21 protein-coding genes are annotated in these 22,320 nt (G+C 62.2%); 13 read left to right on the top strand and 8 right to left on the bottom strand.

Annotated elements, in window-relative coordinates; translation table 11 throughout:
• Window positions 1-256: 256 nt before the first annotated feature.
• From ACTQYB_RS06415 to ACTQYB_RS06465, 11 genes are all read left to right on the top strand, one after another.
• On the top strand, window positions 257-1,291 hold the full coding sequence (locus ACTQYB_RS06415; protein WP_414600829.1) for an AAA family ATPase: 1,035 nt from the start codon (window positions 257-259) through the stop codon (window positions 1,289-1,291).
• An 8-nt stretch (window positions 1,292-1,299) separates the two neighbouring features.
• Window positions 1,300-2,292: a DUF58 domain-containing protein gene (locus tag ACTQYB_RS06420; RefSeq protein WP_081966576.1), complete on the top strand. Its 993-nt coding sequence runs from the start codon at window positions 1,300-1,302 to the stop codon at window positions 2,290-2,292.
• Entirely contained in the window at window positions 2,289-2,858 is a 570-nt protein-coding gene (locus tag ACTQYB_RS06425; RefSeq protein ID WP_321047029.1) for a hypothetical protein, read from the top strand. Before ACTQYB_RS06420 ends, ACTQYB_RS06425 begins: the two co-directional genes overlap by 4 nt.
• On the top strand, window positions 2,855-3,940 hold the full coding sequence (locus ACTQYB_RS06430) for a VWA domain-containing protein (protein WP_441482180.1): 1,086 nt from the start codon (window positions 2,855-2,857) through the stop codon (window positions 3,938-3,940). The genes ACTQYB_RS06425 and ACTQYB_RS06430 overlap by 4 nt, the downstream gene beginning before the upstream one ends.
• Window positions 3,937-4,956, top strand: coding sequence for a VWA domain-containing protein (locus ACTQYB_RS06435; RefSeq protein ID WP_321047031.1), 1,020 nt, complete (start codon window positions 3,937-3,939; stop codon window positions 4,954-4,956). The genes ACTQYB_RS06430 and ACTQYB_RS06435 overlap by 4 nt, the downstream gene beginning before the upstream one ends.
• Window positions 4,953-5,561, top strand: a complete 609-nt coding sequence (locus ACTQYB_RS06440; protein WP_441482179.1) for a DUF6466 family protein — start codon at window positions 4,953-4,955, stop codon at window positions 5,559-5,561. Before ACTQYB_RS06435 ends, ACTQYB_RS06440 begins: the two co-directional genes overlap by 4 nt.
• A 154-nt stretch (window positions 5,562-5,715) precedes the next feature.
• Window positions 5,716-5,970 (top strand): hypothetical protein, encoded by a 255-nt coding sequence (locus tag ACTQYB_RS06445; RefSeq protein ID WP_160249011.1) that lies wholly within the window; start codon window positions 5,716-5,718, stop codon window positions 5,968-5,970.
• Complete coding sequence (locus tag ACTQYB_RS06450; protein ID WP_441482178.1) at window positions 5,967-7,532, top strand: alpha/beta fold hydrolase; 1,566 nt, start codon at window positions 5,967-5,969, stop codon at window positions 7,530-7,532. Before ACTQYB_RS06445 ends, ACTQYB_RS06450 begins: the two co-directional genes overlap by 4 nt.
• Window positions 7,533-7,589: 57 nt before the next feature.
• Window positions 7,590-9,035: an adenylosuccinate lyase gene (gene purB, locus ACTQYB_RS06455; protein WP_441482177.1), complete on the top strand. Its 1,446-nt coding sequence runs from the start codon at window positions 7,590-7,592 to the stop codon at window positions 9,033-9,035.
• Between the two features lie 147 nt (window positions 9,036-9,182).
• Window positions 9,183-11,720 (top strand): flippase-like domain-containing protein, encoded by a 2,538-nt coding sequence (locus ACTQYB_RS06460; RefSeq protein WP_441482176.1) that lies wholly within the window; start codon window positions 9,183-9,185, stop codon window positions 11,718-11,720.
• Between the two features lie 128 nt (window positions 11,721-11,848).
• Window positions 11,849-12,130, top strand: a complete 282-nt coding sequence (locus ACTQYB_RS06465; RefSeq protein WP_015450672.1) for an HU family DNA-binding protein — start codon at window positions 11,849-11,851, stop codon at window positions 12,128-12,130.
• 160 nt (window positions 12,131-12,290) lie between these two features.
• On the opposite strand, the gene ACTQYB_RS06470 is transcribed toward ACTQYB_RS06465, so the two are convergent.
• The 6 genes from ACTQYB_RS06470 to ACTQYB_RS06495 all read right to left on the bottom strand — a co-directional run bounded on the left by ACTQYB_RS06470 (window position 12,291) and on the right by ACTQYB_RS06495 (window position 19,181).
• Window positions 12,291-13,808, bottom strand: a complete 1,518-nt coding sequence (locus ACTQYB_RS06470) for a proteasome accessory factor PafA2 family protein (RefSeq protein ID WP_441482175.1) — start codon at window positions 13,806-13,808, stop codon at window positions 12,291-12,293.
• The gene (locus ACTQYB_RS06475; protein ID WP_033507236.1) at window positions 13,808-13,999 is read right to left on the bottom strand and encodes a ubiquitin-like protein Pup; all 192 of its coding nucleotides are present in this window, start codon (window positions 13,997-13,999) and stop codon (window positions 13,808-13,810) included. The genes ACTQYB_RS06470 and ACTQYB_RS06475 overlap by 1 nt, the downstream gene beginning before the upstream one ends.
• Before the next feature lie 153 nt (window positions 14,000-14,152).
• Complete coding sequence (locus ACTQYB_RS06480) at window positions 14,153-14,986, bottom strand: inositol monophosphatase family protein (protein WP_033507238.1); 834 nt, start codon at window positions 14,984-14,986, stop codon at window positions 14,153-14,155.
• 105 nt (window positions 14,987-15,091) lie between these two features.
• A complete protein-coding gene (gene dop, locus ACTQYB_RS06485) occupies window positions 15,092-16,705 on the bottom strand; it encodes a depupylase/deamidase Dop (protein ID WP_412171338.1) in 1,614 nt (537 codons plus the stop codon).
• A gap of 40 nt (window positions 16,706-16,745) precedes the next feature.
• Window positions 16,746-18,302, bottom strand: coding sequence for a proteasome ATPase (gene arc / locus ACTQYB_RS06490; protein ID WP_441482193.1), 1,557 nt, complete (start codon window positions 18,300-18,302; stop codon window positions 16,746-16,748).
• A 144-nt stretch (window positions 18,303-18,446) separates the two neighbouring features.
• Window positions 18,447-19,181, bottom strand: a complete 735-nt coding sequence (locus ACTQYB_RS06495; protein WP_033507242.1) for a DedA family protein — start codon at window positions 19,179-19,181, stop codon at window positions 18,447-18,449.
• Window positions 19,182-19,218: 37 nt separating this feature from the next.
• Here ACTQYB_RS06495 and serB point away from each other — a divergent pair, with 37 nt between their 5' ends.
• Window positions 19,219-19,902, top strand: coding sequence for a phosphoserine phosphatase SerB (gene serB / locus ACTQYB_RS06500; RefSeq protein WP_033507279.1), 684 nt, complete (start codon window positions 19,219-19,221; stop codon window positions 19,900-19,902).
• Window positions 19,903-19,981: 79 nt separating this feature from the next.
• On the opposite strand, the gene fmt is transcribed toward serB, so the two are convergent.
• Window positions 19,982-20,950 carry a methionyl-tRNA formyltransferase gene (fmt, locus tag ACTQYB_RS06505; protein WP_033507244.1) on the bottom strand — a complete coding sequence of 323 codons (969 nt, stop codon included), beginning with the start codon at window positions 20,948-20,950 and terminating at the stop codon, window positions 19,982-19,984.
• Between the two features lie 132 nt (window positions 20,951-21,082).
• Entirely contained in the window at window positions 21,083-21,790 is a 708-nt protein-coding gene (locus tag ACTQYB_RS06510) for an HAD family hydrolase (protein WP_441482174.1), read from the bottom strand.
• A gap of 177 nt (window positions 21,791-21,967) precedes the next feature.
• On the opposite strand from ACTQYB_RS06510, the gene ACTQYB_RS06515 reads away from it, so the two are divergent.
• Complete coding sequence (locus tag ACTQYB_RS06515; protein WP_015450682.1) at window positions 21,968-22,267, top strand: DUF1805 domain-containing protein; 300 nt, start codon at window positions 21,968-21,970, stop codon at window positions 22,265-22,267.
• Window positions 22,268-22,320 lie beyond the last annotated feature (53 nt).

A 22,320-nucleotide genomic window follows, 5' to 3' on the forward strand; every position in this document is an offset into this window, starting at 1 on the left:
CGCCGCATCCCCCGCCTACGGTCAACTGCAACCTACGGCCTCCAAGCCGATACCACCACTAGTGCCCCGAGCCGACACCCCGGCAGCCCCCGCACCGAAAGCGCCCACCATGACACCTCTGCTGTAAGCGAGGCATCCTAATCCGCTACTATGCTGGGATACCGGGTTGCGACCAACCGGCTGCAACCCGACCAGCCACCAATCGTTGGAGCACACCATGGCACTTTTCCCACCACAACCGAACATCCCGCAACAGATGACGCCGATGCCGCAACAACCGGCGACCCCGACATCCGCGGGCCTGTCGCCCGACGATCTCAACCACGCACGGCAGCTGGCCGACCGCATCCGTGCACGGTTCGCACAGACCCTCGTGGGCCAGGACAACCTGCGTGAAGCGCTGATTGTCACCATGGTCTCCGGAGGGCATATCCTCATCGAATCCGTCCCCGGCCTGGCCAAAACGACCGCGGCGCAGACGCTGGCGACATCAGTGTCGGGCAGTTTCAAACGCGTGCAATGCACCCCCGACCTCATGCCATCCGATTTGGTCGGCACCCAGGTCTTCGACTTCTCCACGCAGCGGTTCAGCACGCAAATCGGCCCGATCCATGCGAATTTCGTGCTGCTTGACGAAATCAACCGTTCCAACGCGAAAACCCAGTCCGCGATGCTCGAGGCGATGGCCGAAGGCGCCACGACCATCGGCGGGGAACGCATCGCGCTGCCGCAGCCGTTCATGGTGATCGCCACCGAGAACCCGATTGAGGAAGAAGGCACGTTCAATCTGCCTGAAGCGCAGATGGACCGATTCACGATGAAGGCGGTCATGGGCTATCCCAGCGCTGACGAGGAGCAGCGCATGCTCGCTATGCTTACCAAACGCGGTTCCGACACCGTCGACGCCAAAACACTCGAAGGCGACGTCCTCTCGCTCGCCGACGTCGAGTTCCTGCGCGCCGCCGCCCGACGGGTTCACGTCTCCGAAGCGATCATGGGCTATGCGGTCGATATCGTGGCGACCTCTCGAGGCGCCGGAACCCACCCGATCGCGGATTTGTCAGCAAAGGTTCGTCTCGGCGCCAGCCCGCGCGCCTCCATCGCGCTCATCCGCGTCGGACAGGCAGCCGCCCTGCTCGCCGGACGCGATTATGTGATTCCTGAAGACGTCAGGATGTTCGCGCATGAAATCCTGCGACACCGCATCCTGCTGACCTTCGAAGCGCTCGCCGACGGGGTGACCAGCGACCAAGTGGTCGACTCCGTCGTGGCGACGGTACCGGTGCCATGATCGACGGCATGACAGGCACCGAGAACGGCGGCATTGCCGGAGACATGACCGGCGGCGACGCAATCCGCAGGAAAATCGAAGCGCTCGCCACCACGCTCAGTTTGCCGACCGTTCGTCGGGCGTTGGGCACCCTTGAAGGCGAACACCCCTCCCACCGGCGGTTCGGCAGCGACGACATCATGGACATCCGCCCGTACGAGCCCGGCGACGAGGCGCGTCGCATCGATTGGCATACGAGCGCGCGCAGCGGCAGGCCAATGGTCGTCCACAGGCAGCGGCGAGTCACGTCTCGCGTATGGATGCTGATGGACACAGGCCGGGAGATGACCGGCTCGTGCGAGTCGGGGGAAATGGCATGGCAGGTTGCGGCGAACGGTCTGCGGATGTTCGCCGCGTTGAGCTTGCGCAGGTCCGACGACATCTCCTTGGTCTGCGCTGATTCGGCGAGTATCACCAGAGTGCCGTTCCATGGCGGTTTCGCCCAGTTCGAGCACACGCTCGACCGCGCGCTGGAACGTCCTTGGAACCATCCTCGCAATATGGATGCCCTGTTGGATTATGCGCGGCGCATCAACGACCGTAATGCCTTGATTGTGCTGGCGACCGACGAACATGCGCTTGGCGAGCGACAGCTCGGCGCAATCCACGCCCTCGCTCGGACCCACCCAATGGTGATTGTCGACGTGGAAACCATCAACCCGTTCGCCGCCCGCCAGCGTACGGTCGCCGACGCCGATACCGGCAGAAGGTTGCCGGCGTTCCTCATCGACGCCGTAAGTAAGCGTGAAGTGGACACTCACCGCAGCTATCTCGCCGCCCAGCTCGAAGCCCAGTTGCATGCCGGGGGTTCGACGCTGATGCGCGCCTCATCGAGCGAAGCCATGTTCCGTACTTTCGTGCGCACGGTATCCGTGACACTCGCGCGCACCGGCTTCTCGACCCATCCGGTGGCTCCCCCGAAGGCCCTTGACGCCGCCGGCAAGGCAGGAGACCGCTTATGAGCACTGCTATCACCGACATCGTCCGTATCGTCGCGGCGATCAAGCTCGACGACCTCAAACCGGAGCAGGCGTACACTGGCGCCGGCGCAATCGCCGCCGTCCTTGTGGCTTCACTCGCCCTGGCGTGTCTGTTTGTCGTCTTGGCCGTTGTGCTGTCCAAACCGCGTCGATCCCGCCCACAAGCCAAGCGAGCGCATCGCGGGGTGCATCACCAGACCAGCGGCACCCGGATCTGGCACCGGCGCATCGACGAAGTGGTGGACCGATTCCATGCGGGCGTCATCAGCCGAGACCAGGCCTTCGCCCAACTCGCCTCGCTGGCCCGCGCATACGCGTCCGGCATGGCGGACGACACCATGGAAACCCGGACCTTGTCCGATCTCAACCGCACGATACCGACGTCCACAGGCAATGAGAAAGCCGGATTCATGCTGCTGCGTCAGACCATCGCGGCCTTGTATCCACCGGAATTCGCCGACGAACGGTACAATGACGCAGCCCGGTCGACAAGCGTCGAACAGGGGGCCGAATGGGTATCCACACTCGTTGAAAGGTGGCGCCGATGAGATGGCAATGGCCTTGGGCCGCGCTGATTGCCTTGGGCGCCGCCTGCGTGATTGCGGCGGGCGCCTCGATGCTCGCCGCATGGCGGGAACGCAAAGCGTCCGGGCGCAATCCCGACCTCAAATCGTACAGTCTTGACGAAGACCTGAACACCGAGCACGCCTCTGAGCTGTTCCGCCAATGGCGGACTTTCAACCGCATTGCGGCGGGCGCGCTCGTCGCCGCGCTGATTCTGTCCGTCTCTCTGATCGCCCGGCCATCGACCATCAACGAGGAACAGGAACGCTCGGCGAGCCGCGACATCGTCCTCTGCCTTGACGTATCCGGCTCAACACTCCCCTACGACCGGCAGATCATCGACACGTATCTGAAACTCGTGTCGAATTTCCAAGGCGAACGCATCGGCATGAGCATCTTCAACTCGACTTCGCGCACAGTATTCCCGCTGACCGACGACTATGCGCTGGTGACCAGCCAGCTCAAATCCGCCGCATCGATTCTCAAAGGCGTGCAGACGCAGGATGACATCGACAAGATGAGCGACGAAGACTACCAGAAGGTCTCTGATTGGCTGGACGGCACGCAGAACAAGACCAACGCGACATCCCTGATCGGCGACGGGCTCGTCAGCTGTGCGGCGATGCTGCCCGGTTTCGCATACGGCAATGCTGCGCAGCAGGCGTCCTCCACCAAGGGCGCTGCACGCCGGCGTTCGTCATCCATTGTGCTGGCCACCGACAATGTCGTGTCCGGACACGAGACCTACACGCTCAAGCAGGCGCTAGACCTGACCCGCACGGCTTCCATCAGCGTGGACGCGGTGTATGCAGGTGCCAAGGAAAGCCTGGGCGACACGACGACCACCAGCCTCAAACGGCAGATCGAATCGCACGGCGGCATGTTCATGTCACAAGCCGATGGCTCATCGATCGAATCCATGGTTCGAACCATCGAAGAGCGCCAAAGCGCGCACAGCAAACGCGACGCGCAATCAGCCGTCGATGACGCCCCGGGCTGGTGGACGCTCGCCCTTGCAGTGTGCATCATCGTATGGCTCGCATTCGCTTGGAGGCTGAGACGATGAACGGATGGACACTATCCCCCGCACTGGGCTGGCCGGCAGGTGTCGCGCTCGCCGTGATCATGACGGGATGCGCAATCGCCGAGATCGTCATCCACATCCGGCAGCGCTCCGCAAGCGACGAAACCGTGGCCTCATGCGTGCGACGGACGCTGATTTGCCTGTTGACGGCCGTCGCGGTGTTGACGCCGAGCACCGTCGCAGAGACCACCAGCAAAGCAGTCAACGCCACCGACATCGTCATTGCCATCGACACCACGAGCTCCATGGCGGTCAAAGACGCGACCTACGGCGACGCGACGACAATCAGCCGTCTCGACGCCGCGAAAGACGCCGTCCACGACCTGACCAAAGCCTATCCCGCCGCCAGTTTCTCCGCGATGAGTTTCGGGGCAAGCGCCTCGCTGGACGTCCCGCTGACGCCCGACACGCTTGCCATCGACAATTGGGCGGATACGTTGAGCGTCGAGCCCACAACAACATCGTCGGGATCGTCGCTGGACACTCCGCTGGACAAACTGCTGCTCACGCTCAAAGACATCCGCCAACGCCATCAGGACGACACCATCGTACTGTTCCTGATCAGCGACGGCGAGCAAACCTCGACCACCACGCGCAGAACATACTCGTCGTTGCGCCGGTATCTCGATGATGCACTCGTGCTGGGCGCCGGATCAACTACAGGCGGGCAAATCCCCGCCGACGGTTCAGACGACAGCCCTGACGGCCAAGAAACCTGGGTGACCGACCCGACCACCGGCCAACCCGGTATTTCAAAACTCAGCCCAGATACGCTGAGCACCATAGCCGACGAGCTCAGCGGCACCGCCGTCATGCTGGACGCCACCCACACCGCAACCGATTCGCTGCCGAAGGCGTCCAAGACGTGGCGGACCACTTCCACCGCAAAAACACGGCAACGCACCACACCCGTGGTTTGGCCGATCGCCATCGCCATCGCCGCGCTGCTGGCATGGGAGTTCGGTGCATGGGTAGGAATGTCAAGGAGACTGCTATGACCGCCACGAACGGCACATCGAACTCGCTGCCTAAACCTCCTGTCACCGGCACAAAACGCGCTGCACTCGCGATCCGCATCGCGCTGGTTGTGTTCGCGTGCATCGCGCTGATTCTGGCCTTGGTTGCGGCGGCTAATCTGCAGGCCCAGAACGCCTACAACCAGGCCACCGCAAGTCTCAAAGCCGATCTGACGGCGTCAGCGAAGGCCACCGCGGACTGGTCGACGCTCGCGGCACGTCAAGAGCAGACCGACGATCAGTTCGCCGAGGCAGCGACATGGAACGCCGTACTGCTTCCTGATCTCAAACAGCTCATCGCCGCCAACAGTGCCACATCGCACACCCTGACCAAGCGCATCGCTGCGGAACTCAAACAGCAGCAGGGCGCGGCTTCGTCCTCTTCAGCCGATTCCGGGGATGGTTCTGCACAACAGCCGTCGGCTTCTTCGTCCCCATCGCCTTCCCGGAACGGGTTGAACGATGAACAACGTCAACAGGTGCAGGATCTGCTCAAATCCAACCAGTCCGCCTCGCCCTCGCCATCGACGAGCTCCACCACGGGAACGACAACCCCCACCCCCAGTGGGAGCGTCAAACCATGGTGAATGCTGGTCGGGCTGGCGCTTGCGGCGACAAAACGGCGACAGCACAAGCCTGATCAACTTTTGACCACATCGAAGCCTCAGACATGCATCCGGTCGCGTCATACGCTTCGATGGAAGCATGACATCATTCACACCATTTCATACTTCACCGCTCATGGGCGAACCAGTGACATGCACATGTCGGCGTGCCGCCACCACAGCGATTGACGCGCTCGACACCGCGTATTCCCACACCCGCGAGGGCACAACGGCACTCGATGAATGCACGGCGCTCGCCACCGCCGCACACTGGCAAGGCCAGGCAGCGACACTGATGAGACAATCACTCAACATGCTGATCGCTCAAGCCGACACCATCGGGCAACGCGCACGCATCATACTCGCCAACCGCCGGGAGGACGCGCAATGACATGGCAGGTCACATCCCGCATCTCAGGGGGCCCTACGTTGAGCGTTCCCGATGCGCAGCAATTCCAAGCGCTGATCGCATCACTTGAGCAGGCTTCGCGCAGGATGACGCTTCAGGCAAGGCTATGGTCCGAGGCACGCGAACGCATTGTCTCCTCCCAGCTTCAATCCGGATGCTGCCCGGCCAATCGACAGATCAGTCCCGGCATCCACAGCAACGCCAGCAACGCGTTCAGGCATATCCCCCTGCGGTACCGCGAACTGTCGAACTGGTGCGATGAACAGACCCGCGACTGCCATGCCGTCGCCGCACGGCTGGATACGCTCTCCCGGCTCGTAGCGCGCGCCCACGGCCTGTATTTGGATGCCGAACACCGAGCTTCGTCGTACGGCGGTTCAATCCCCACAGACCCGCTGGCAACATCCGCACCGAGTCTGAAAGGGCTTGCCGCCTCGATCCTCGAATCCATCGGATCGATACACACAGGCGGCGACGTGAGGCAGGCGGCGCTCGAAGCACTGCATTCCACTGCCCCCTACCATGAGGCCATCATGGCGGGGTTCAGCGCGATGGTGCTCGGCGGCATTGCAATGACACGGACCGCAGGCGGCAACGCACCAGGCAGCGACGGGACTGGCAGCGCCCGGAGAGCAGACGACCTGTTCCAAGGCATGCTCACCAAGCAACGCGTCAACATCGCCGCCGGGCAACTCGCCTCACTCACCGCTTCACTCAACGACAACCGGCAAGGCAACCGTCTCAATCTGACCCGGAAGCACCCTCCCGGGCAAGTCGTGCAACCGGTCGATGATATCGCCGGGGCCATCGCGCAACTGCGTTCCCTCGCAGAAAGCCAGTACGGCACCGGAACAGACAACGGCTTGCCATATGCGACAATTGCCATCCAACGCTACCGACGTGACGACGGGAGCGCTGGATGGCTCGTCATCGTACCCGGCACGGACGGCCACGCGGATTCCCCATTCGGCTGGCCACAGAATATCGAGCTGATGAGCAGCGACGCGGATACCAGGATCGGGGCCGACAGCGCGCGGATGGTCATGGAGGCCATGGACCGCGCCGGCGTCAAGCACGACGACCCCGTCGCCGTCATCGGGCATTCCCAAGGTGGTATCGTGGCCGCCGCACTCGCCGCCGATAGCGGGTACAACATCAGGCATATCGTCACCGCAGGCTCGCCCGTGGCGAACCATCCGATCCGCGAAGGAGTATGGACCACAAGCATCGAAATGGACGACGAACTGGTCGCAGCGCTGGATGGCACGCCTAATCCGACAAGCGAATCATGGCTCACCATCCGCGGCTCGGTCAGCCGACAGTCCGAACACCATGACAGCAATACGGCGGATATGGTTTCGCCGGTGCCGCAAAGCGTCAAACACCGTGAAATGTCACATCATCTGAAATTTCATCAAGCGGCATATGCCAATGCGCTCGCGCTTGGTTCCGGGGCGGTGTCCTCGCATGACCGGCACTTCAGCCAGGTTGTCGGCGGCATCTTGGAAGAAACCAGCTACTGGCAGGGCCGCATGACGCGATGAGAGCGGCGGCGGGAGCATGACCGCCGCCGGTTCACGGTAGGAAGTATCCTGAGCAGTATGAAGCTTACTGACATCATCCCAGCAATCGCACTGACCCCGCTCGACGGGCGCTACCACAAGCAGACGGCCCCCTTGGTGGAATACATGAGCGAACCGGCACTCAACCGCGAGCGCATGCGCGTGGAAGTCGAATGGATGATCCTGCTCGCCAACGGGTTCTCCGGCAATGGCAACCAGCCGATCATCCCCGGCGTCAAGCCGCTGACCCAAGCCGAGCAGGAGTATCTGCGCGCCATTCCCGAACAGTTCGGCGCGGAGGGCATCGCCCGTCATGCGGCACATGAGGCGATTACGCATCATGACGTGAAGGCGGTCGAATACTATCTCGACGACGAACTGGACAAAGCCGCCGACGCGCTCGGTGAAGACACCCAGCTGACCCATCTGAAAACCCTCGTGCATTTCGCCTGCACGAGCGAGGACATCAACAACCTGTCCATCGCCCGGTGCGTGAAGAACGCGATTGAACAGGTGTGGCTGCCTGACGCGCAAGCGATTGTCGACCTGCTGACTGAAAAGGCCGAACAGTATCGCGACATGTCCCTGCTCGCCCTGACCCACGGCCAGCCGGCCACGCCGACCACGCTGGGCAAGGAACTCGCCGTGTTCGTCCACCGTCTCAACCGCCAGCTCAAGCATGTGCGCGAACAGGAATACCTCGGCAAGATCAACGGCGCCACCGGTACCTTCGGCGCGCATCTGGCCGCCCTGCCGGACGTCGACTGGATCGCCGTCTCCCAAGAGTTTGTCACCAACCGCATGGGCCTGACCTGGAATCCGCTGACCACGCAGATCGAAAGCCACGACTGGCAGGCTGAGCTGTACGGCACCATCAGCCACACCAACCGCATCCTGCATAATCTCGCAGTGGACGTGTGGATGTACATTTCACGCGGCGTGTTCGCCCAGGAGCCGGTCAAGGGCGCCACCGGATCCTCCACCATGCCGCACAAGGTCAATCCGATCCGCTTCGAAAACGCTGAAGCCAATCTCGAAATCTCCTGCTCCCTGCTGGACACCCTGTCCGCCACGCTGGTGGAAAGCCGTTGGCAGCGCGACCTGACCGATTCCACCACGCAGCGCAATATCGGTTCCGCGCTCGGCTATTCCGTCCTCGCCCTGACGAACCTGCTCGGCGGCCTCAAGTCCATCCATCCCAATGAGATTGTCATCAGCCGCGAGCTGGATGAGAACTGGGAGGTGCTCGGCGAACCCATCCAAACAGCGATGCGCGCCGGCGAGCTGGCAGGCGAGCCCGGTATGGACCACCCGTATGAGAAAGTCAAGGAGCTCATGCGCGGCCACAGCATCGGCAAGGCGGACGTCGAACGGTTCATCGACGAGCAGTCCTTCGATTCTGCCACCGCGGCACGGCTCAAGGCGCTGACACCGGCCACCTATACCGGAGCCGCGTCGAAACTGGTCGATTTCGACCGCCAGTAACCACCCCAGACTCAGACGCGGGGTGTGTGCCCTCGCGAGCTTACATTCTCGCGTCTGACAGTCCGCCAACGAAGGCGCGTCACAGCCCGGCAAGGCCGTGACGCGCCTTTGCCACGTTCATAACCGCAGACCCATCGGGGCTGCGTCATGTCTATCCCGGAAAGACAAGCCGTGCATCACATTCCAGCATCACCGACAGATGATATCGTCCCCAGGAACGCAGACGCATCCAAGCGTCCCGGACAAGCCTCGCCATCTGGGCACGAGGATGCGCAAACAGCCACGATCCATGACATTCCGCCCCGCAGGACCCGTGATTTCACAGACCTGACCCACGCGGTCGCCGCGCTGCTCGTCATGGTGGCCATTATCCTGATCGCCGCCTATCTCAACGGCATGACCAAAGGCGTGGAAACCGATGCACGCAATGCCGGTCAGGCGCTCGACTGGCTGATGGACGTTCCCACCACCATGCTGCAGCAGCTTACCGCCGTGTGCATCGTACTCAGTGTGCTCATCCAAATCCTGATGAACCGCGAATGGCTGCACTCCGTCGTCTCGATCCTCGCGCTGCTCAGCGGTTATGCCTGTTGCGCGCTGCTGAGCGCCGGACTGCATGCCACCGGCAGCATCAACCTCATATCTGCGCTCGCATCAGCAGGGACAGGCGCGTCCCCCCTGTCCCTGCTGCCGGACATCTATGCCGGTCTTGGAGCGTTCCTCACCGTCGCTGGCCCCCGACGCATCCATTCCACCGTCCGGTGGGGCTGGAACACGTTGTATATCGTCGCCGCAATCCTGGTCATCGTCTCCTGGCATTCAGTGCCCGGCGTGCTGGTCTCATTTGCATTGGCCCGCATCGTCGGCATGCTCATCCGATTCGCGGCAGGCAGTGAAAACAAAGGCATCTGGGGCAAACATCTGGTCGAAGCCCTGCGCGGTGTCGGCATTGATGCCGCGTCTCTGGCACGACGCATCGAAGCGAATAACGATAACGCGGTCATCCAAACCTGCGTGGATGATGATCTGATCGAGAATTCGCGCATCTACGACGTCACCGACACCAAAGGCCACAACTACGTGGTTTCCGTGCTCGACGACCAGAAACACAGCGCTGGCTATTTCAGCCAACTGTGGCAGTGGATCCGGCTCAACGGCGTCGTCGTACGCCGCGACCGTTCCGCCCAGGACGCAATGCACCATCATCTCGCCATGCTCTTGGGTTTGCGCAATATCGGCCTGCAAACCCCTTCGGCATATGGAGTGGCGGATGCCGCGGAATCATCGATTCTGATATTCGATTCGAGCACCCGGCTCGCACCGTGTGATTTGCAGCATATGAGTGACGCCCAGGCGCGGGATCTGCTCGCATACCTCAGCCACGCCAATATGCGCGGATACACTCATCGCAGAATCACCCCGTCCACCATCGCGTTGCTGGATGGTGCCACTCCGGTCATCGCCGGATGGCAGAACGGCGACTGCGCGAGCAACGCCGCGAACATGGCCCTCGACAAGGTCCAGCTGCTCGCGCTGCTGTGTGCCTCAATCGGTGTGGAACGCTCCATTGCCGCGGCCCGGGACATCTGGGGGGACGCCACGTTAATCGATATTGCCCCATTCGTGCAGAAAGCCGCGGTTCCTGCGGCGACACGCGCGATGCCCGGTTGGGACAAGCACCTGCTCGGCGCCTTGCGTGACGGGCTGAAAACCCTGCTGCCCGAAGACGCCGACGAGCAGTTGGAAACCGTCACGCTCTCACGATTCAGCCTGCGATCGTTCATCGCCCTGACCCTGACCATCGTCGCCATCGCAGTGATCTTCACACAATTGCGTCCTGACGCGATGATCCAGGCGATCCGCAACGCGAACCCGTGGTGGGCGCTGTTGTGTATGCTGTTCAGCATGGTTGCGTGGATGGGCACCGGACTGACCCTCGCCGCGTTCATGGACAAGGACAAACGCCACATCTTCGGCATCTTCTGCTCGCAGGCGGCATCCGGCTTCACGGCGGTGTCCATGCCGGCAGGCGTCGGCCCGGCGTTCGTGAACCTGCAATTCCTACGCAAAAGCGGCTACAAGAACACCTCGGCGACCGCAATTATGAGCGCCGTCGTCATCTCGCAGGCGCTCACCACAGTCGCGCTGCTGCTCGGCATCGGCATTTTCTCCGGCCGCAACACCCTCTCGGGCATGGTGCCCACCAACACCTTGATCATCGCCATTGCCATCGTCGCCTTGGTGATTTCGCTGGCGATGATCATTCCGCCGGTGCGCAAGAAAATCATCACCACCTACCTGCCAATCGTCCGCTCGTATGCGCGCCAGCTGGTCGAGATGCTCACCAAGCCCAAGGAGTTCGGCATCGCCATCGCGGGGGCGATCATCTTGAACCTCGCCATCGGCATGGGGTTCTGGGCCGCGCTCCTCGCCTTCGGATACCGGACAAATCCCATCGAAACGATGTTCATCTTCATCCTCGCGAACACCTTGGGTTCGGCGGTGCCGACCCCGGGCGGCCTGGGCGCCATCGAAGCGGCTCTGACCTTCGCGTTCAGCTCGGTCGGGGTGCCCGCGGCGGTGGCGTTGTCGGCAACCCTGCTGTACCGCATCTGCTTCTACTGGCTGCGTATCCCGCTCGGCGCGCTCGCCATGCAGTGGTTGGACCGCCACAATCTCATCTGAATGTGCCGATTTGCTAAAAAGTGGCGGAAAACCCCAGAAAATAGCCGCGTTTCTCCAGAATCTGCGCTATTATCGACTGTTGACACGGCCTTTCGTAATGTGAAGGCCCCTGACAAGAAGGATGCTTTATGGCATACAACAAGTCTGATCTCGTCTCGAAGATCGCGCAGAAGTCCAACCTGACCAAGGCTCAGGCCGAAGCCGCCGTGAACGCGTTCCAGGATGTGTTCGTCGAGGCAATGAAGTCCGGCGAGGGCCTGAAGCTCACCGGTCTGTTCTCTGCTGAGCGTGTCAAGCGCGCTGCGCGCACCGGCCGCAACCCGCGCACTGGCGAGACCATCAAGATCCCGGCTTCCTATGGCGTGCGCATCTCCGCAGGCTCCCTGCTGAAGAAGGCCGTCGCCGAGTGAACTGATTCCAGTTTCATCCTGCGAAGGACAAGGAAACCCCGACCATTGGCGGCCGGGGTTTTCTGTTTCTATGTAACCTGTTACCGCCAAGAGCACGACGCGCGGCTTTTGACGCGCAGCAGTGTGCTTGCGACGCTTGACGATTGCGGGTAACGCACAGTCAGGTCTGCGACGCGGATTTCTCGAGCTGGGCTAGCACCTCGTCGAAGGCTGGAGACGGGCCGGCGTCGAAGGGATCGAGCATGACCACCTCGCCGCGCACTGGTTCGCTCAGCGTCAATCGGGTCCAATCGCATGAAAAGCGCGCCCCGCACCGCATCGCCTCCCGGACGAACTGTCCACGCATCGCCGCACGCGTATCGGCGGGCGGTCGGTCAACCGCACGCCCAACATCCTGTTCCGACACGAGCACGCGCATCATGCCGCGACGTACCAAGGCCGGGTACACGCTACCGTTGACAATATCGTGATAATCCATATCAAGCTGTTGGGCGCGCCACGGGTCAATGCGCCGCCCATGCCCGCCGAGCGCGGACAGCAGCCGGTATTTAGCCGCCCAATCAAGTCTGTCGGCGAGCGCGGCCACGTCATTCGCAGCGATGAGGTCCAGCAGCTCCTGCCAATCGTCCAGGACGCGAGACACATCGGTTCTGGGCAGCGTCCCGCAGACACTATCCGGGTCTGCGGTGACCGCCTTCCTGACGATATCGAGATAATGCTGTTGGATGTCCAGAGCACTGGCCGAACCTTCTGGATGCCATGCAGCGTTCCTATCACCGCGGTCGACGGCGAGCCGTACTGCCGTTCTGCCGGTGATATCGCGGCTGATTGCCCGATTCGCAAGATTGGGGTCGGCAAGCGTGCACGCTTGGAATCCCGAGGCGCGTCCGGCACGCACGCTGGATTCGATGACCCCGAGAACCAGATGCGTGGTGGCGAGTTTCATGAAGGTAACGAACTGTGAACGGTTGGAATCGCCGATAATCACATGCAGCCGGCGGAATTGGTCGGGGTCGGCGTGCGGTTCGTCCCGGGTGTTGACCATCGGACGAGCCCTCGTGGTCGCCGAGGACACCGCCTCATCAAGGTAATCGGCACGCTGGGACAGTTCGAATCCATGATCAGTGACCCTGCCCGCACCGGAAAACAGCTGTCTGGTAATCAGGAACGGCAGCAGCTCACGTTCGATGACCGGAAGCGGCACGTAGCGGCGAACCAGATAATTCTCATGGCATCCGAAGGCGTGCCCCGCGGAATCGACGTTGTTCTTGAACACGTGGACCGTGGCATGCTCCCCGACTTTGGCGCGAATGCGTTCCTGCGCCTGAAGAGCGAGCCTGCAGATCACCGATTCGCCGGCAAGGTCCTGTTCGAGCGCGTCGAAGGGGTCACGCGTTTCAGCGGTCGCATACTCAGGATGTGAGCCCACGTCAAGGTAGAGTCTGGCGCCATTGCACAGATAGGTGTTCGTCGAACGCGCCTGTGCGACCACGGGCAGGAACATCGTCGCCGCGACTTGTCTGGCATCGATGCGGCGTTCGCCGCCAGTCATGGAGACTCCGTATTCGGTTTCGATGCCGAAGATCCGCTCGCCTGTCCCGTATTGTGGCGAACGCGCCGCGTCTACCCCGTCGGAGCCGGTGAGCGCATGGGTTCCGCTGTCGCGCAGCTGCGGCATCACTGGCCGCCTTGCTGCACGAAGCTGTTCACATAGTCCTGCGCGTTGGTTTCCAAAGTGGAGGCGATATCGTCAAGCACCTGGTCGAGCGCATCGGTTTGGGTTTCGGCTTGCGCACGTTCCAACGGTTGTTGGCTATCATCGGCGCATTGTTCCCCTCGCGCCCGGCCTTGCGCGAATTCCTGTGGCATGACCCACTCCTTTCATTCGACCGATTCGGTCCCAAATTCCAGCGTACCGCGCCTAGACAGCCGAATACCCGCAAATGACCGAACCACCGAGGCTTACAGCCCGTACAGGGCTGTGCCGGCGCGTACGAAATAAGTCTCGAAGCCGTTCGGCGATCAGCGCAGATACGGACGCAACTGGTCGATGAGCAGACCGTTGCTTGCCACGACGTCGTTGGCCTCACGCCAACGGATGTCCCCGCCGTCCCAGCGGGACACCTGGCCTTGCGCTTCACGCACCACCACCGTGCCTGCGGATACGGCTGGAATATCCCAAGAGTGCAGATGCGGTTCGAAATACGCGTCATACGTGCCGTCAGCCACTCGACACATGTCCAGCGATACCGGGCCAACCCGCTTGATGTCGGCAGGCTTGCCGGCGAGCGCGGCCACCACGTGCAGCGCGCGTTTCGATTCCGATGGCACGTAGGACATGCCATAGCTAATGACGGAGCCTTCCAGGCTGGCACGCGTGGTGGGGATAATCTTCTGCCGCTTGTCCCCGAACGGGGTACGCCAGATGCGAATCGCGCCTTTGCCCTGCGCGGCAAGATACGTCAGCTCGAGCGCCGGGGCGTGAACGATGCCGAGAATCGGGTTCGCTCCCCCATGCTCGTCGATTTCGAACAGGGAAATCGTCACCGTCCATTCGGACATGTCGCGTACGAAATTGATGGCCCCATCAATCCGGCCGACGCACCAATAGCGCTCTCCCGGCTGGCAATGCTCCGGACGGTCATGCCAGAACCCGTTGAACCGGTCAAGATAGGTCAAGCGGTTCTCAATGAACGGCACAAGACGTTCGTTGACCGGCAACACCGGAGGTTCGCCAGGGACATCCGGGATATGCGCCTCGACCATACTGGATGGGTTTGCCTGCGCCTGGAATGCATGCTTGCCCACGTCCTGCGCCACACGGGCGGCTTCAAGCGCCAGCTGCTGCAGATCCATGTTTCACCTCACCTGTCGTTCGCCGGCCTGGCCGGCTCGGGTGGCGCAACGACGTTCAGGCCGGCCGCTGCCACGCCACATATCACAATATCTTCTTGGGGTATCTTACCTGTCGGCGATGATGTCACGAAGCACATCCGCCGCAAATTTGCCCTGAGTCAAGCCATCGTGCACGGCGTGTTCACAACGTGCCCGCGTCCACGACAGCGGATCGGACATATCGAAGCCGAACAACGAGCCATCCGGTTCACGCACTGTCAGCCGCGACCACGATGCCGCCACGACTTGAGGCGTGAACCCTTCGACAATATGCGCCCGCAACCATGCGCGGGTTGTCTCCGGCGCCTGCACGGCGGCCTCGGCGACTAACGCATCGGCGTCACGATCATCAAGACGCTCAGTGCGCGCCTTTACCGCCTCGAACAGCGAAATCTTCGGGTCCAAGGCCGCCCAACGCAGGTCAAGCGCGGCGATGCTCGGGTCCGACCAGGACGCCTCACGCCCCGATCGGGCACCCAACCGGCGGCGCATACGCTCCAACAGCTGCCATTTGAGCAGCCATTCCAAGCGCGACCCCTCGTCTGCCATCGTCAACCGTGTATCGTCATCCGCATGTCTGACGGCGGCGACATCGGCGAGCGCCTGACGCCATAATCCGATCATCCTGCGTGTCTGTGCATCCGGCCATATCGGGGTGCCTTGGCTGTCGGTGCCGTAGTGCATCGCCGCAACTTCGAACACGGCGGTGAGCAGCCGCGTCTGAATCTGCCATGCGGTCATCGTCCCGCCATCGGCTAGCTGCAACGGTATGCCCAGCGTCAAGTCATGCGAAACCTCGTGCATCGCTGCGACCGGATCGTCCAACGTCACTTGCGAGAGCAACGTGTCCACATCGTAGGAAACCTCCGGCGCCACCTCCAGCAGCCACAGCAGCAGGCTTGTTGTGCCGAGTTTCAATGCCTGCGGCACATCCATGCGATTGGCGTCCCCGACAATCACATGCAGACGCCGGTATTCGTCCGTGCTATGCGATTCGTCGCGCGTGTTGACGATCGGGCGGTCGAAGGTGGTTTGCAATCCGACGCGCATATGGATGTAGTCGGCGCGCTGGCTGAGCTGGAAGCCCGCATGCTCGCACCGCTCCCCCAGCCCCACACGCCCCGACCCCGTATACAGCTGGCGTGTGACCAGATGTGCGGTCATCAGCGCCGCAACCTTGTCAAAGGGCACGGAACGCAGCATCATGTAATTCTCATGCGTGCCCCAGCTGGCACCTTTGCCGTCAACATTATTGCGATACAACACCACCGGGTTGCCGGTGCGTCGCGACGCCTCCTGCGCCGCACGGTACATGATCAGATCGCCGGCATGGTCGTAGCGGACCGCTTCGAACGGGTTGGTCGTCTCCGGCGCGGAATATTCGGGATGCGCGTGGTCGACGTACACCCTGCCACCGTTGGGCGCGATGATATTGGTGATATGCAGCTGGGGTGCGTCCGTGAGCATGTCGGGCCGGGCGGCAGCACGCTCCAACCGGTGTCCGCGCGCGTCATTGACCGGATCCTCCTGCCGGTAATCCCACCGGATACTCCCACGGGTACTGTCATCGGCGGCGGCGGCGACTACATCGAAGCTCAACCGAACCGGATTCGCGCGCGCATCGCCCGGCCGGCTGACCGCATATTCGGTTTCCGTCCCCATCACTCTGCGAACGCTCATTCGGTCTCCTTATTCGCCGTATTCCGGCTCGCACGACGCATTACTCGTCGCGCGCGCGGGTCTCATCAGTACCGGCATCATAGCCGGTCGCATACCCCGCCTGATACCCTGCCGCCGGCCGGATGCGTACGACACGGCCGCCGGCGATGCCATTGATACGGGACCATTGCACCGGATCAGCGTCAAGCACGGCATCACGGGTCTCCTGGAATTCGCCGTCCACTGCGCCGGCGAGCATCGCGACACTCAACGCGACGTCCGTGCCGGTTTCAATCGACGCCTTGACCGCCCGAGTTTTGGCACGGTCGACGATGTTCTTGAGCATCGCGCCAGAGACGACATCGCCTAGATACAGGGGGGACCACACGCCGGAATCGTCAAGCACATCCGCCAAATGTCGGTGTTCGCCATGTGCGAACAAGTCATGCACCAGCACCCCGACCAGCGCATCGACATCGACCCCGGGTTCCAACGGTAGGTCATCGGTCAGATAATGCCGCACAATCTGACAGGCTTGGGATTCGCGCGGCCGGTCGATGCGAATTTTCACATCGAGCCGCCCTGGCCTCAACACCGCCGGATCAATCATATCCACGCGGTTCGAAGCGCCGATGACCATCACATTGTCCAGCCGCTCCACACCGTCCAGCTCGGCCAGGAACTGCGGGACGATTGTCGTTTCCACGTCGCTGGACACGCCAGAACCTCGCGTACGCAGCAACGAATCCATCTCGTCGATGAACACGATGACCGGACGTCCGTCAGCCGCACGCTCCCTAGCACGGCGGAAAATCAGGCGAATCAAGCGTTCCGACTCCCCCACATATTTATTGAGCAGTTCCGGGCCCTTGACTGACAGGAACACCCCGGAACCGGCATCCGCCCCTTGGGCGAGCGCATGGGCGACGGCCTTGGCAATCATCGTCTTGCCGTTGCCGGGAGGGCCATATAGGAGGATGCCCTTCGGCGCGTTGAGATGATACCTGCGGTACAGCTCCCGATGCTGGAACGGCAACTGTACGGCGTCCCGAATACGCCCGATCTGCTCGTCAAGCCCGCCGATGTCGTCGAAAGTGACATCCGGGGTCTCCTCCAACACCAAATCGGCATCCTCTTGCGGAGGCAGCATGTCGAGCACGAAACGGCGGGCGGTATCAGTCAGCACACGGTCGCCGGGTTCCAGCGTCGATTCAAGCGACGCCGCCGTCGGACGGACGACCTGCAGGGCTCCGCCGGCATCGGCGACCAGTACGCGGCCGTCCGCAAACACCTGCTTGACGTGCAGCACGGCACCGAGACGGTCTGCGTCCCTGCGGCCAACGATCACCATATTCTCGTTAAGCAGTACCGTATCCCCCGGCTTCAGGCGCGATGCCTGCAAGGTCGTCGAGACGGGGACAATCATGCGGCGGGAACCGGAAAGGATCTCCGCGCTCGCGTGCTGAACGCCTAGATCATCGGTGGTGCAGGATTCAACCGCGACCATCGTCGCGAAATTCAGCGGCGGCTGAGCGAACTGGCCGAGCTGGGATTTTGCTTTTGTCAGCTCCTGACTCGCGCGGGTGAGCGCGGCCGCCAGCGCATGGTTCTTCGCCATCAGCTGATCATTGGCTTGCGCGAGCTCATCAAGGGCACGATCCCGCGCATGAAGCGCATCGGTTTGGCAGTCCGCCTGACCGGTCCCCTGTGCCGTCTTCGTCTCGTCATCGCTCATGGGTCGTCTCGCTTCCTGCGGTGGCCGTCACCGCTCCTGCAGGTCCTTCCTCGTTGCGCGATCAGGCTCGTCGGTCTCCTCCGCGCGCGTACGCCTGCCCTCAATCAGCTTACGCGTCCGCAGCACAATGAACGCTAGCACGACCACGATAACCACGGCGATGACGACGTCCTCAAATACGTTGAGCACGCCCAGAATCGAGCACCAGTTGTCGCCCAGCAGGTAGCCGGCAGTGACGAGCACCGTGTTCCAGACAGCCGAACCGAGCAGGGTCCAGCCGCTGAACTGTACCAGATTCATTCGGTTGAAGCCGGCGGGGATGGAAATCAGCGAACGCACCACCGGAATGACCCGGCCAATCAGCACGGACCATGTGCCGTAGCGGCTGAACCAATCGCTGGCACGATTGACGTCATCGCGACTCACACCCGGAATGAGGTCGGCGGCACGGTGGATACGGTGCAGCCCGACAAGCCGCGACACGCCGTATAAGGTCAGCGCGCCGACAAGCGAGCCGACGGTGGCCCACACGATGGCCACAGGCAGGGACATGGTGCCTCGTGAAGCGGTGAATCCCGCCAATGGAAGAATGATTTCACTAGGAATGGGAGGGAATATGGATTCGAGTGCGATGGCGAGCATCACGCCGATGCCGCCGATGGATTCCATGAGTTCCACCGACCATGTGGTGATGGTGCCGATGAGGCCGCCGTCGGATGTGTCGCACATGGGGGCAGTGGTCGCAAGAGCATAAACACGCATGTCGGCATTGTCCCAGTATTTTCAGACAATCGAAGGCATGACCGATGAACCTTTGCAAGCTTCCAACGAATCCACCCCTACCCTGGCCCGCCCGGGCATCTTGGTGATGGACGTGGATTCCACGCTCATCGACCAGGAAGTGATCGACGAGCTGGGTGTCGCCGCGGGGGTCGGCGGGCAGATTGCCGCCGTGACCGCCCGCGCGATGGCCGGTGAACTGGAGTTCTGCGAGGCGTTGCGCGAACGGGTCAAGCTGCTTGCCGGACTGCCGGTGAGCGTGTTCGACGAGGTGTATCACCGGATCACGTTCACCAATGGCGCGCTTGATTTGATTGACGCCCTGCACCAGCATGGCTGGACGGTCGGCGTGGTCAGCGGCGGGTTCCACGAGGTGGTGGACCGTCTGGTGCAAGATGCGCATATCGACCATGCGCTGGCGAACCGACTGGAGGTCGTTGACGGTCGGCTGACCGGCAGAGTGCTCGGTGAAATCGTATGCAAAACCACGAAACTGCATGCTTTGCAGGCGTGGGCTCGACACGACGGCATTGCCGTTGACCAGACGGTCGCAGTCGGCGACGGCGCCAACGACATACCGATGATCAAGGCGGCCGGCCTCGGCGTGGCGTTCTGTGCCAAGCCGAAAGTACAGCTCGCCGCCGATATCGCGATCAACGAACGCGACCTGCGCCAAGTGCTCGGGCTGCTGTCGCGTGACTGACCTGGCCTGGTTGTGCGGACGCTGAATACGCTGTCAGCGTCGGCACAACCAGCCATGGCGAGGCGCCGTACCTGTTCAGTTAATCGCAGTAGGCCTCTCCGGTGAGCCGGGCGCCTCGTGCCCAATCCGCCGCGCGCATCGCTTTCTTGCCTTGCGCCTTGACCTGAATCAGTTCCAGAGGCTGGCTTTTCGTGCCAATCCACACGTGTTTCTTACTCAGCGCGAGTTTTCCGGCCTCAAGCGCCCCCGGCAGGTTCGGGTCGGCCATATCGGCGGGTGCCGCTTCAAGCACATGCAGAGTCTGGGATTCGCCGTCTGCGCCTTCGGCATGGAGCGTACACCATGCGCCGGGATGCGGGGTGCATGCGCGAATCTGCCGGTCAGCGGCGAACACCGGCACATCGAACCGGATATGAGCGTCCTCGGTGCGGATTTTGTCGGCGACCTCATAGGCTCCCTGCGGTTGGTCAACCGGACTGATACGGCCTTCAGCCATCGCCTCAAGTGAGGCGGCAAGCAGATGCGAGCCGTCTTCGGCCAGACGCCCGAGCAACTCCCCTGCGGTCTCATGCGCGCCAATCTCAACCGTGGACTGAGCCAGAACCGGCCCCTCATCCATACCGCGGGTGATGCGGAACACCGTGGCCCCGGTGATTGTATCCCCCGCCCAAATCGCGCGTTGCACTGGAGCGGCACCACGCCATTGCGGCAGCAGCGAGAAATGAAGGTTGTACCAGCCAAGCGGCAGCGCGTCCAGCACCCGCTGTTTGAGGATTTTGCCGTAGGCGACGACCGCTGCGGCCTCAGCACCGGTGGCGGCGAGTTCGGCGACAAAGCATTCCTCCGACGGATCGGATTCGATCACCGGCAAGCCCAATTCCAATGCGGCCTGCTTGACCGGGCTCGGCGTCAATTTGCGTCCCCTGCCCTGCGGCGCGTCGGGACGGGTGAGCACCGCCACCACTTCGAAATGCTCCGTATCGGCAGCCAGCAGTTTCAGCGATGGCACCGCCACATCAGGCGTGCCTGCGAACAAGATCTTGAGCATAATCCTCGATTCTGTACATCGATGCCGTATTCCACCCGCGCATCGGCGACCGGCGCTTCGGACGGCAACAAACGACTGCAACAGCACCTTACCAGAGTGCCGGCATCGTCACGGTTCGCCGGATTCGGCCGATTAGTCCCGTACTGGCGGGATCGGTACGCCCGCCGCAATCAGGCAGGCGCGAAGCTTCCTCGGATCGCGGAACCGGATGCCGCGAATCCCCGCCTGATTCGCCCCGACGATGTTTATCGCCTTGTCGTCAATAAACACGCTGTCCCGCGCGCGAATGCCGAAACTGTGCAACGCGTACTCGTAGATATCGCGGTTCGGCTTGCGCATCCGCACTTGGCCCGAGACGACCTTGCCGTCGAGCATGCCGAGCAGATCACAATCACGGTCGGCGATGTGATACAGGTCCTGCTGCCAGTTCGACAGTCCCCACACCCCGATACCCGCAGCATGGAGGTCGTCGATCAGCACGCGCGCACCCGTGACCACGCCGGTCAGCGAATCGCGGAAATTATCCACGTAATAGCGCATCATCGACGCCCACGGCTCGCCTTTGTGCTCGCGGACATACGCGACGCCCTCCTCGAGCGAGGCGCCGGCGTCCATCAGATCGTTCGCGTCGTAGAAGGAGGAGATGTCGTTGTCAAGGAACCCGTCCACAAGCCGCTGACTGTAGCGTGGAATCATCACCGCTTCGGGATTCCAATACAGCAGCACGTTGCCGAAATCGAAAATCACCTGGGTGATTGGCTCCCCTTCGGCTGTTGCGGCGGCATCCCGCGCCATCAGCTCGTCATACGCCATTTGCGGTTCTCCCGGCCAGCCTTTCATATCCACCTCACTCAGGTTCTGTGCACGTCCATCGCACTGGACTCCTATCCGCTTCCAGCATAGCCGGGATAGCGGCCGCAAGACACAGCCGCCGGCGCGTGACATGCTCGTGATAAGACTGTTGTGATGATCAATTCGCGTCTCATCGGCTGAGGCGCCACAACGTATGGAGGAACCATGCTGAACATCGAACAACTTGATGTGAACGGAGCCACGGTGCAGGGCACGATGGTCGTTGCCCCGGGCGGTGAAGGCCACCCGAACATGATTCTGGTGCAGGGGCGCAAAGGCTATCTCATGTGCGGGTATCTCAATCTCGCCGCCGCCGAGAAGTTCGGCGATGCAGCCGTGCTCGTGGGAGGAGCGGATTTCGCGGCCGTGCTCGCCAACCCGATCAAGGGCATGACCGAAGCGGCCCGTGCCGCCGGCGTCAAAGACGGCATGACAGGCGCCGAAGCCGCCGCTGTGCTGGCCTGAACCGTCTTCCCGCCGAGTACAGTGCTGAGCGTGCGAGGATTCGGTGAGACGGC

This window comes from Bifidobacterium sp. LCP19S3_E9 (assembly GCF_052121135.1).
In the GTDB taxonomy this organism is placed as follows: Bacteria; Actinomycetota; Actinomycetes; order Actinomycetales; family Bifidobacteriaceae; genus Bifidobacterium; species Bifidobacterium thermacidophilum.

Excerpts from the sequence above, each read along its gene's own strand:
- ACTQYB_RS06515 (WP_015450682.1), top strand. The coding sequence starts at position 21,968 with ATGCTGAACATCGAACAACTTGATGTGAACGGAGCCACGGTGCAGGGC.
- ACTQYB_RS06450 (WP_441482178.1), top strand. The coding sequence starts at position 5,967 with ATGACATGGCAGGTCACATCCCGCATCTCAGGGGGCCCTACGTTGAGC.
- ACTQYB_RS06440 (WP_441482179.1), top strand. The coding sequence starts at position 4,953 with ATGACCGCCACGAACGGCACATCGAACTCGCTGCCTAAACCTCCTGTC.
- ACTQYB_RS06475 (WP_033507236.1), bottom strand. The coding sequence starts at position 13,999 with ATGCCACAGGAATTCGCGCAAGGCCGGGCGCGAGGGGAACAATGCGCC.
- arc (WP_441482193.1), bottom strand. The coding sequence starts at position 18,302 with ATGGCGAAGAACCATGCGCTGGCGGCCGCGCTCACCCGCGCGAGTCAG.
- ACTQYB_RS06430 (WP_441482180.1), top strand. The coding sequence starts at position 2,855 with ATGAGATGGCAATGGCCTTGGGCCGCGCTGATTGCCTTGGGCGCCGCC.
- ACTQYB_RS06445 (WP_160249011.1), top strand. The coding sequence starts at position 5,716 with ATGGGCGAACCAGTGACATGCACATGTCGGCGTGCCGCCACCACAGCG.
- ACTQYB_RS06415 (WP_414600829.1), top strand. The coding sequence starts at position 257 with ATGACGCCGATGCCGCAACAACCGGCGACCCCGACATCCGCGGGCCTG.
- ACTQYB_RS06435 (WP_321047031.1), top strand. The coding sequence starts at position 3,937 with ATGAACGGATGGACACTATCCCCCGCACTGGGCTGGCCGGCAGGTGTC.
- ACTQYB_RS06495 (WP_033507242.1), bottom strand. The coding sequence starts at position 19,181 with ATGCGTGTTTATGCTCTTGCGACCACTGCCCCCATGTGCGACACATCC.
- ACTQYB_RS06470 (WP_441482175.1), bottom strand. The coding sequence starts at position 13,808 with ATGCCGCAGCTGCGCGACAGCGGAACCCATGCGCTCACCGGCTCCGAC.
- serB (WP_033507279.1), top strand. The coding sequence starts at position 19,219 with ATGACCGATGAACCTTTGCAAGCTTCCAACGAATCCACCCCTACCCTG.
- ACTQYB_RS06480 (WP_033507238.1), bottom strand. The coding sequence starts at position 14,986 with ATGGATCTGCAGCAGCTGGCGCTTGAAGCCGCCCGTGTGGCGCAGGAC.
- ACTQYB_RS06460 (WP_441482176.1), top strand. The coding sequence starts at position 9,183 with ATGTCTATCCCGGAAAGACAAGCCGTGCATCACATTCCAGCATCACCG.
- ACTQYB_RS06510 (WP_441482174.1), bottom strand. The coding sequence starts at position 21,790 with ATGAAAGGCTGGCCGGGAGAACCGCAAATGGCGTATGACGAGCTGATG.
- dop (WP_412171338.1), bottom strand. The coding sequence starts at position 16,705 with ATGAGCGTTCGCAGAGTGATGGGGACGGAAACCGAATATGCGGTCAGC.
- ACTQYB_RS06465 (WP_015450672.1), top strand. The coding sequence starts at position 11,849 with ATGGCATACAACAAGTCTGATCTCGTCTCGAAGATCGCGCAGAAGTCC.
- ACTQYB_RS06425 (WP_321047029.1), top strand. The coding sequence starts at position 2,289 with ATGAGCACTGCTATCACCGACATCGTCCGTATCGTCGCGGCGATCAAG.
- purB (WP_441482177.1), top strand. The coding sequence starts at position 7,590 with ATGAAGCTTACTGACATCATCCCAGCAATCGCACTGACCCCGCTCGAC.
- fmt (WP_033507244.1), bottom strand. The coding sequence starts at position 20,950 with ATGCTCAAGATCTTGTTCGCAGGCACGCCTGATGTGGCGGTGCCATCG.
- ACTQYB_RS06420 (WP_081966576.1), top strand. The coding sequence starts at position 1,300 with ATGACAGGCACCGAGAACGGCGGCATTGCCGGAGACATGACCGGCGGC.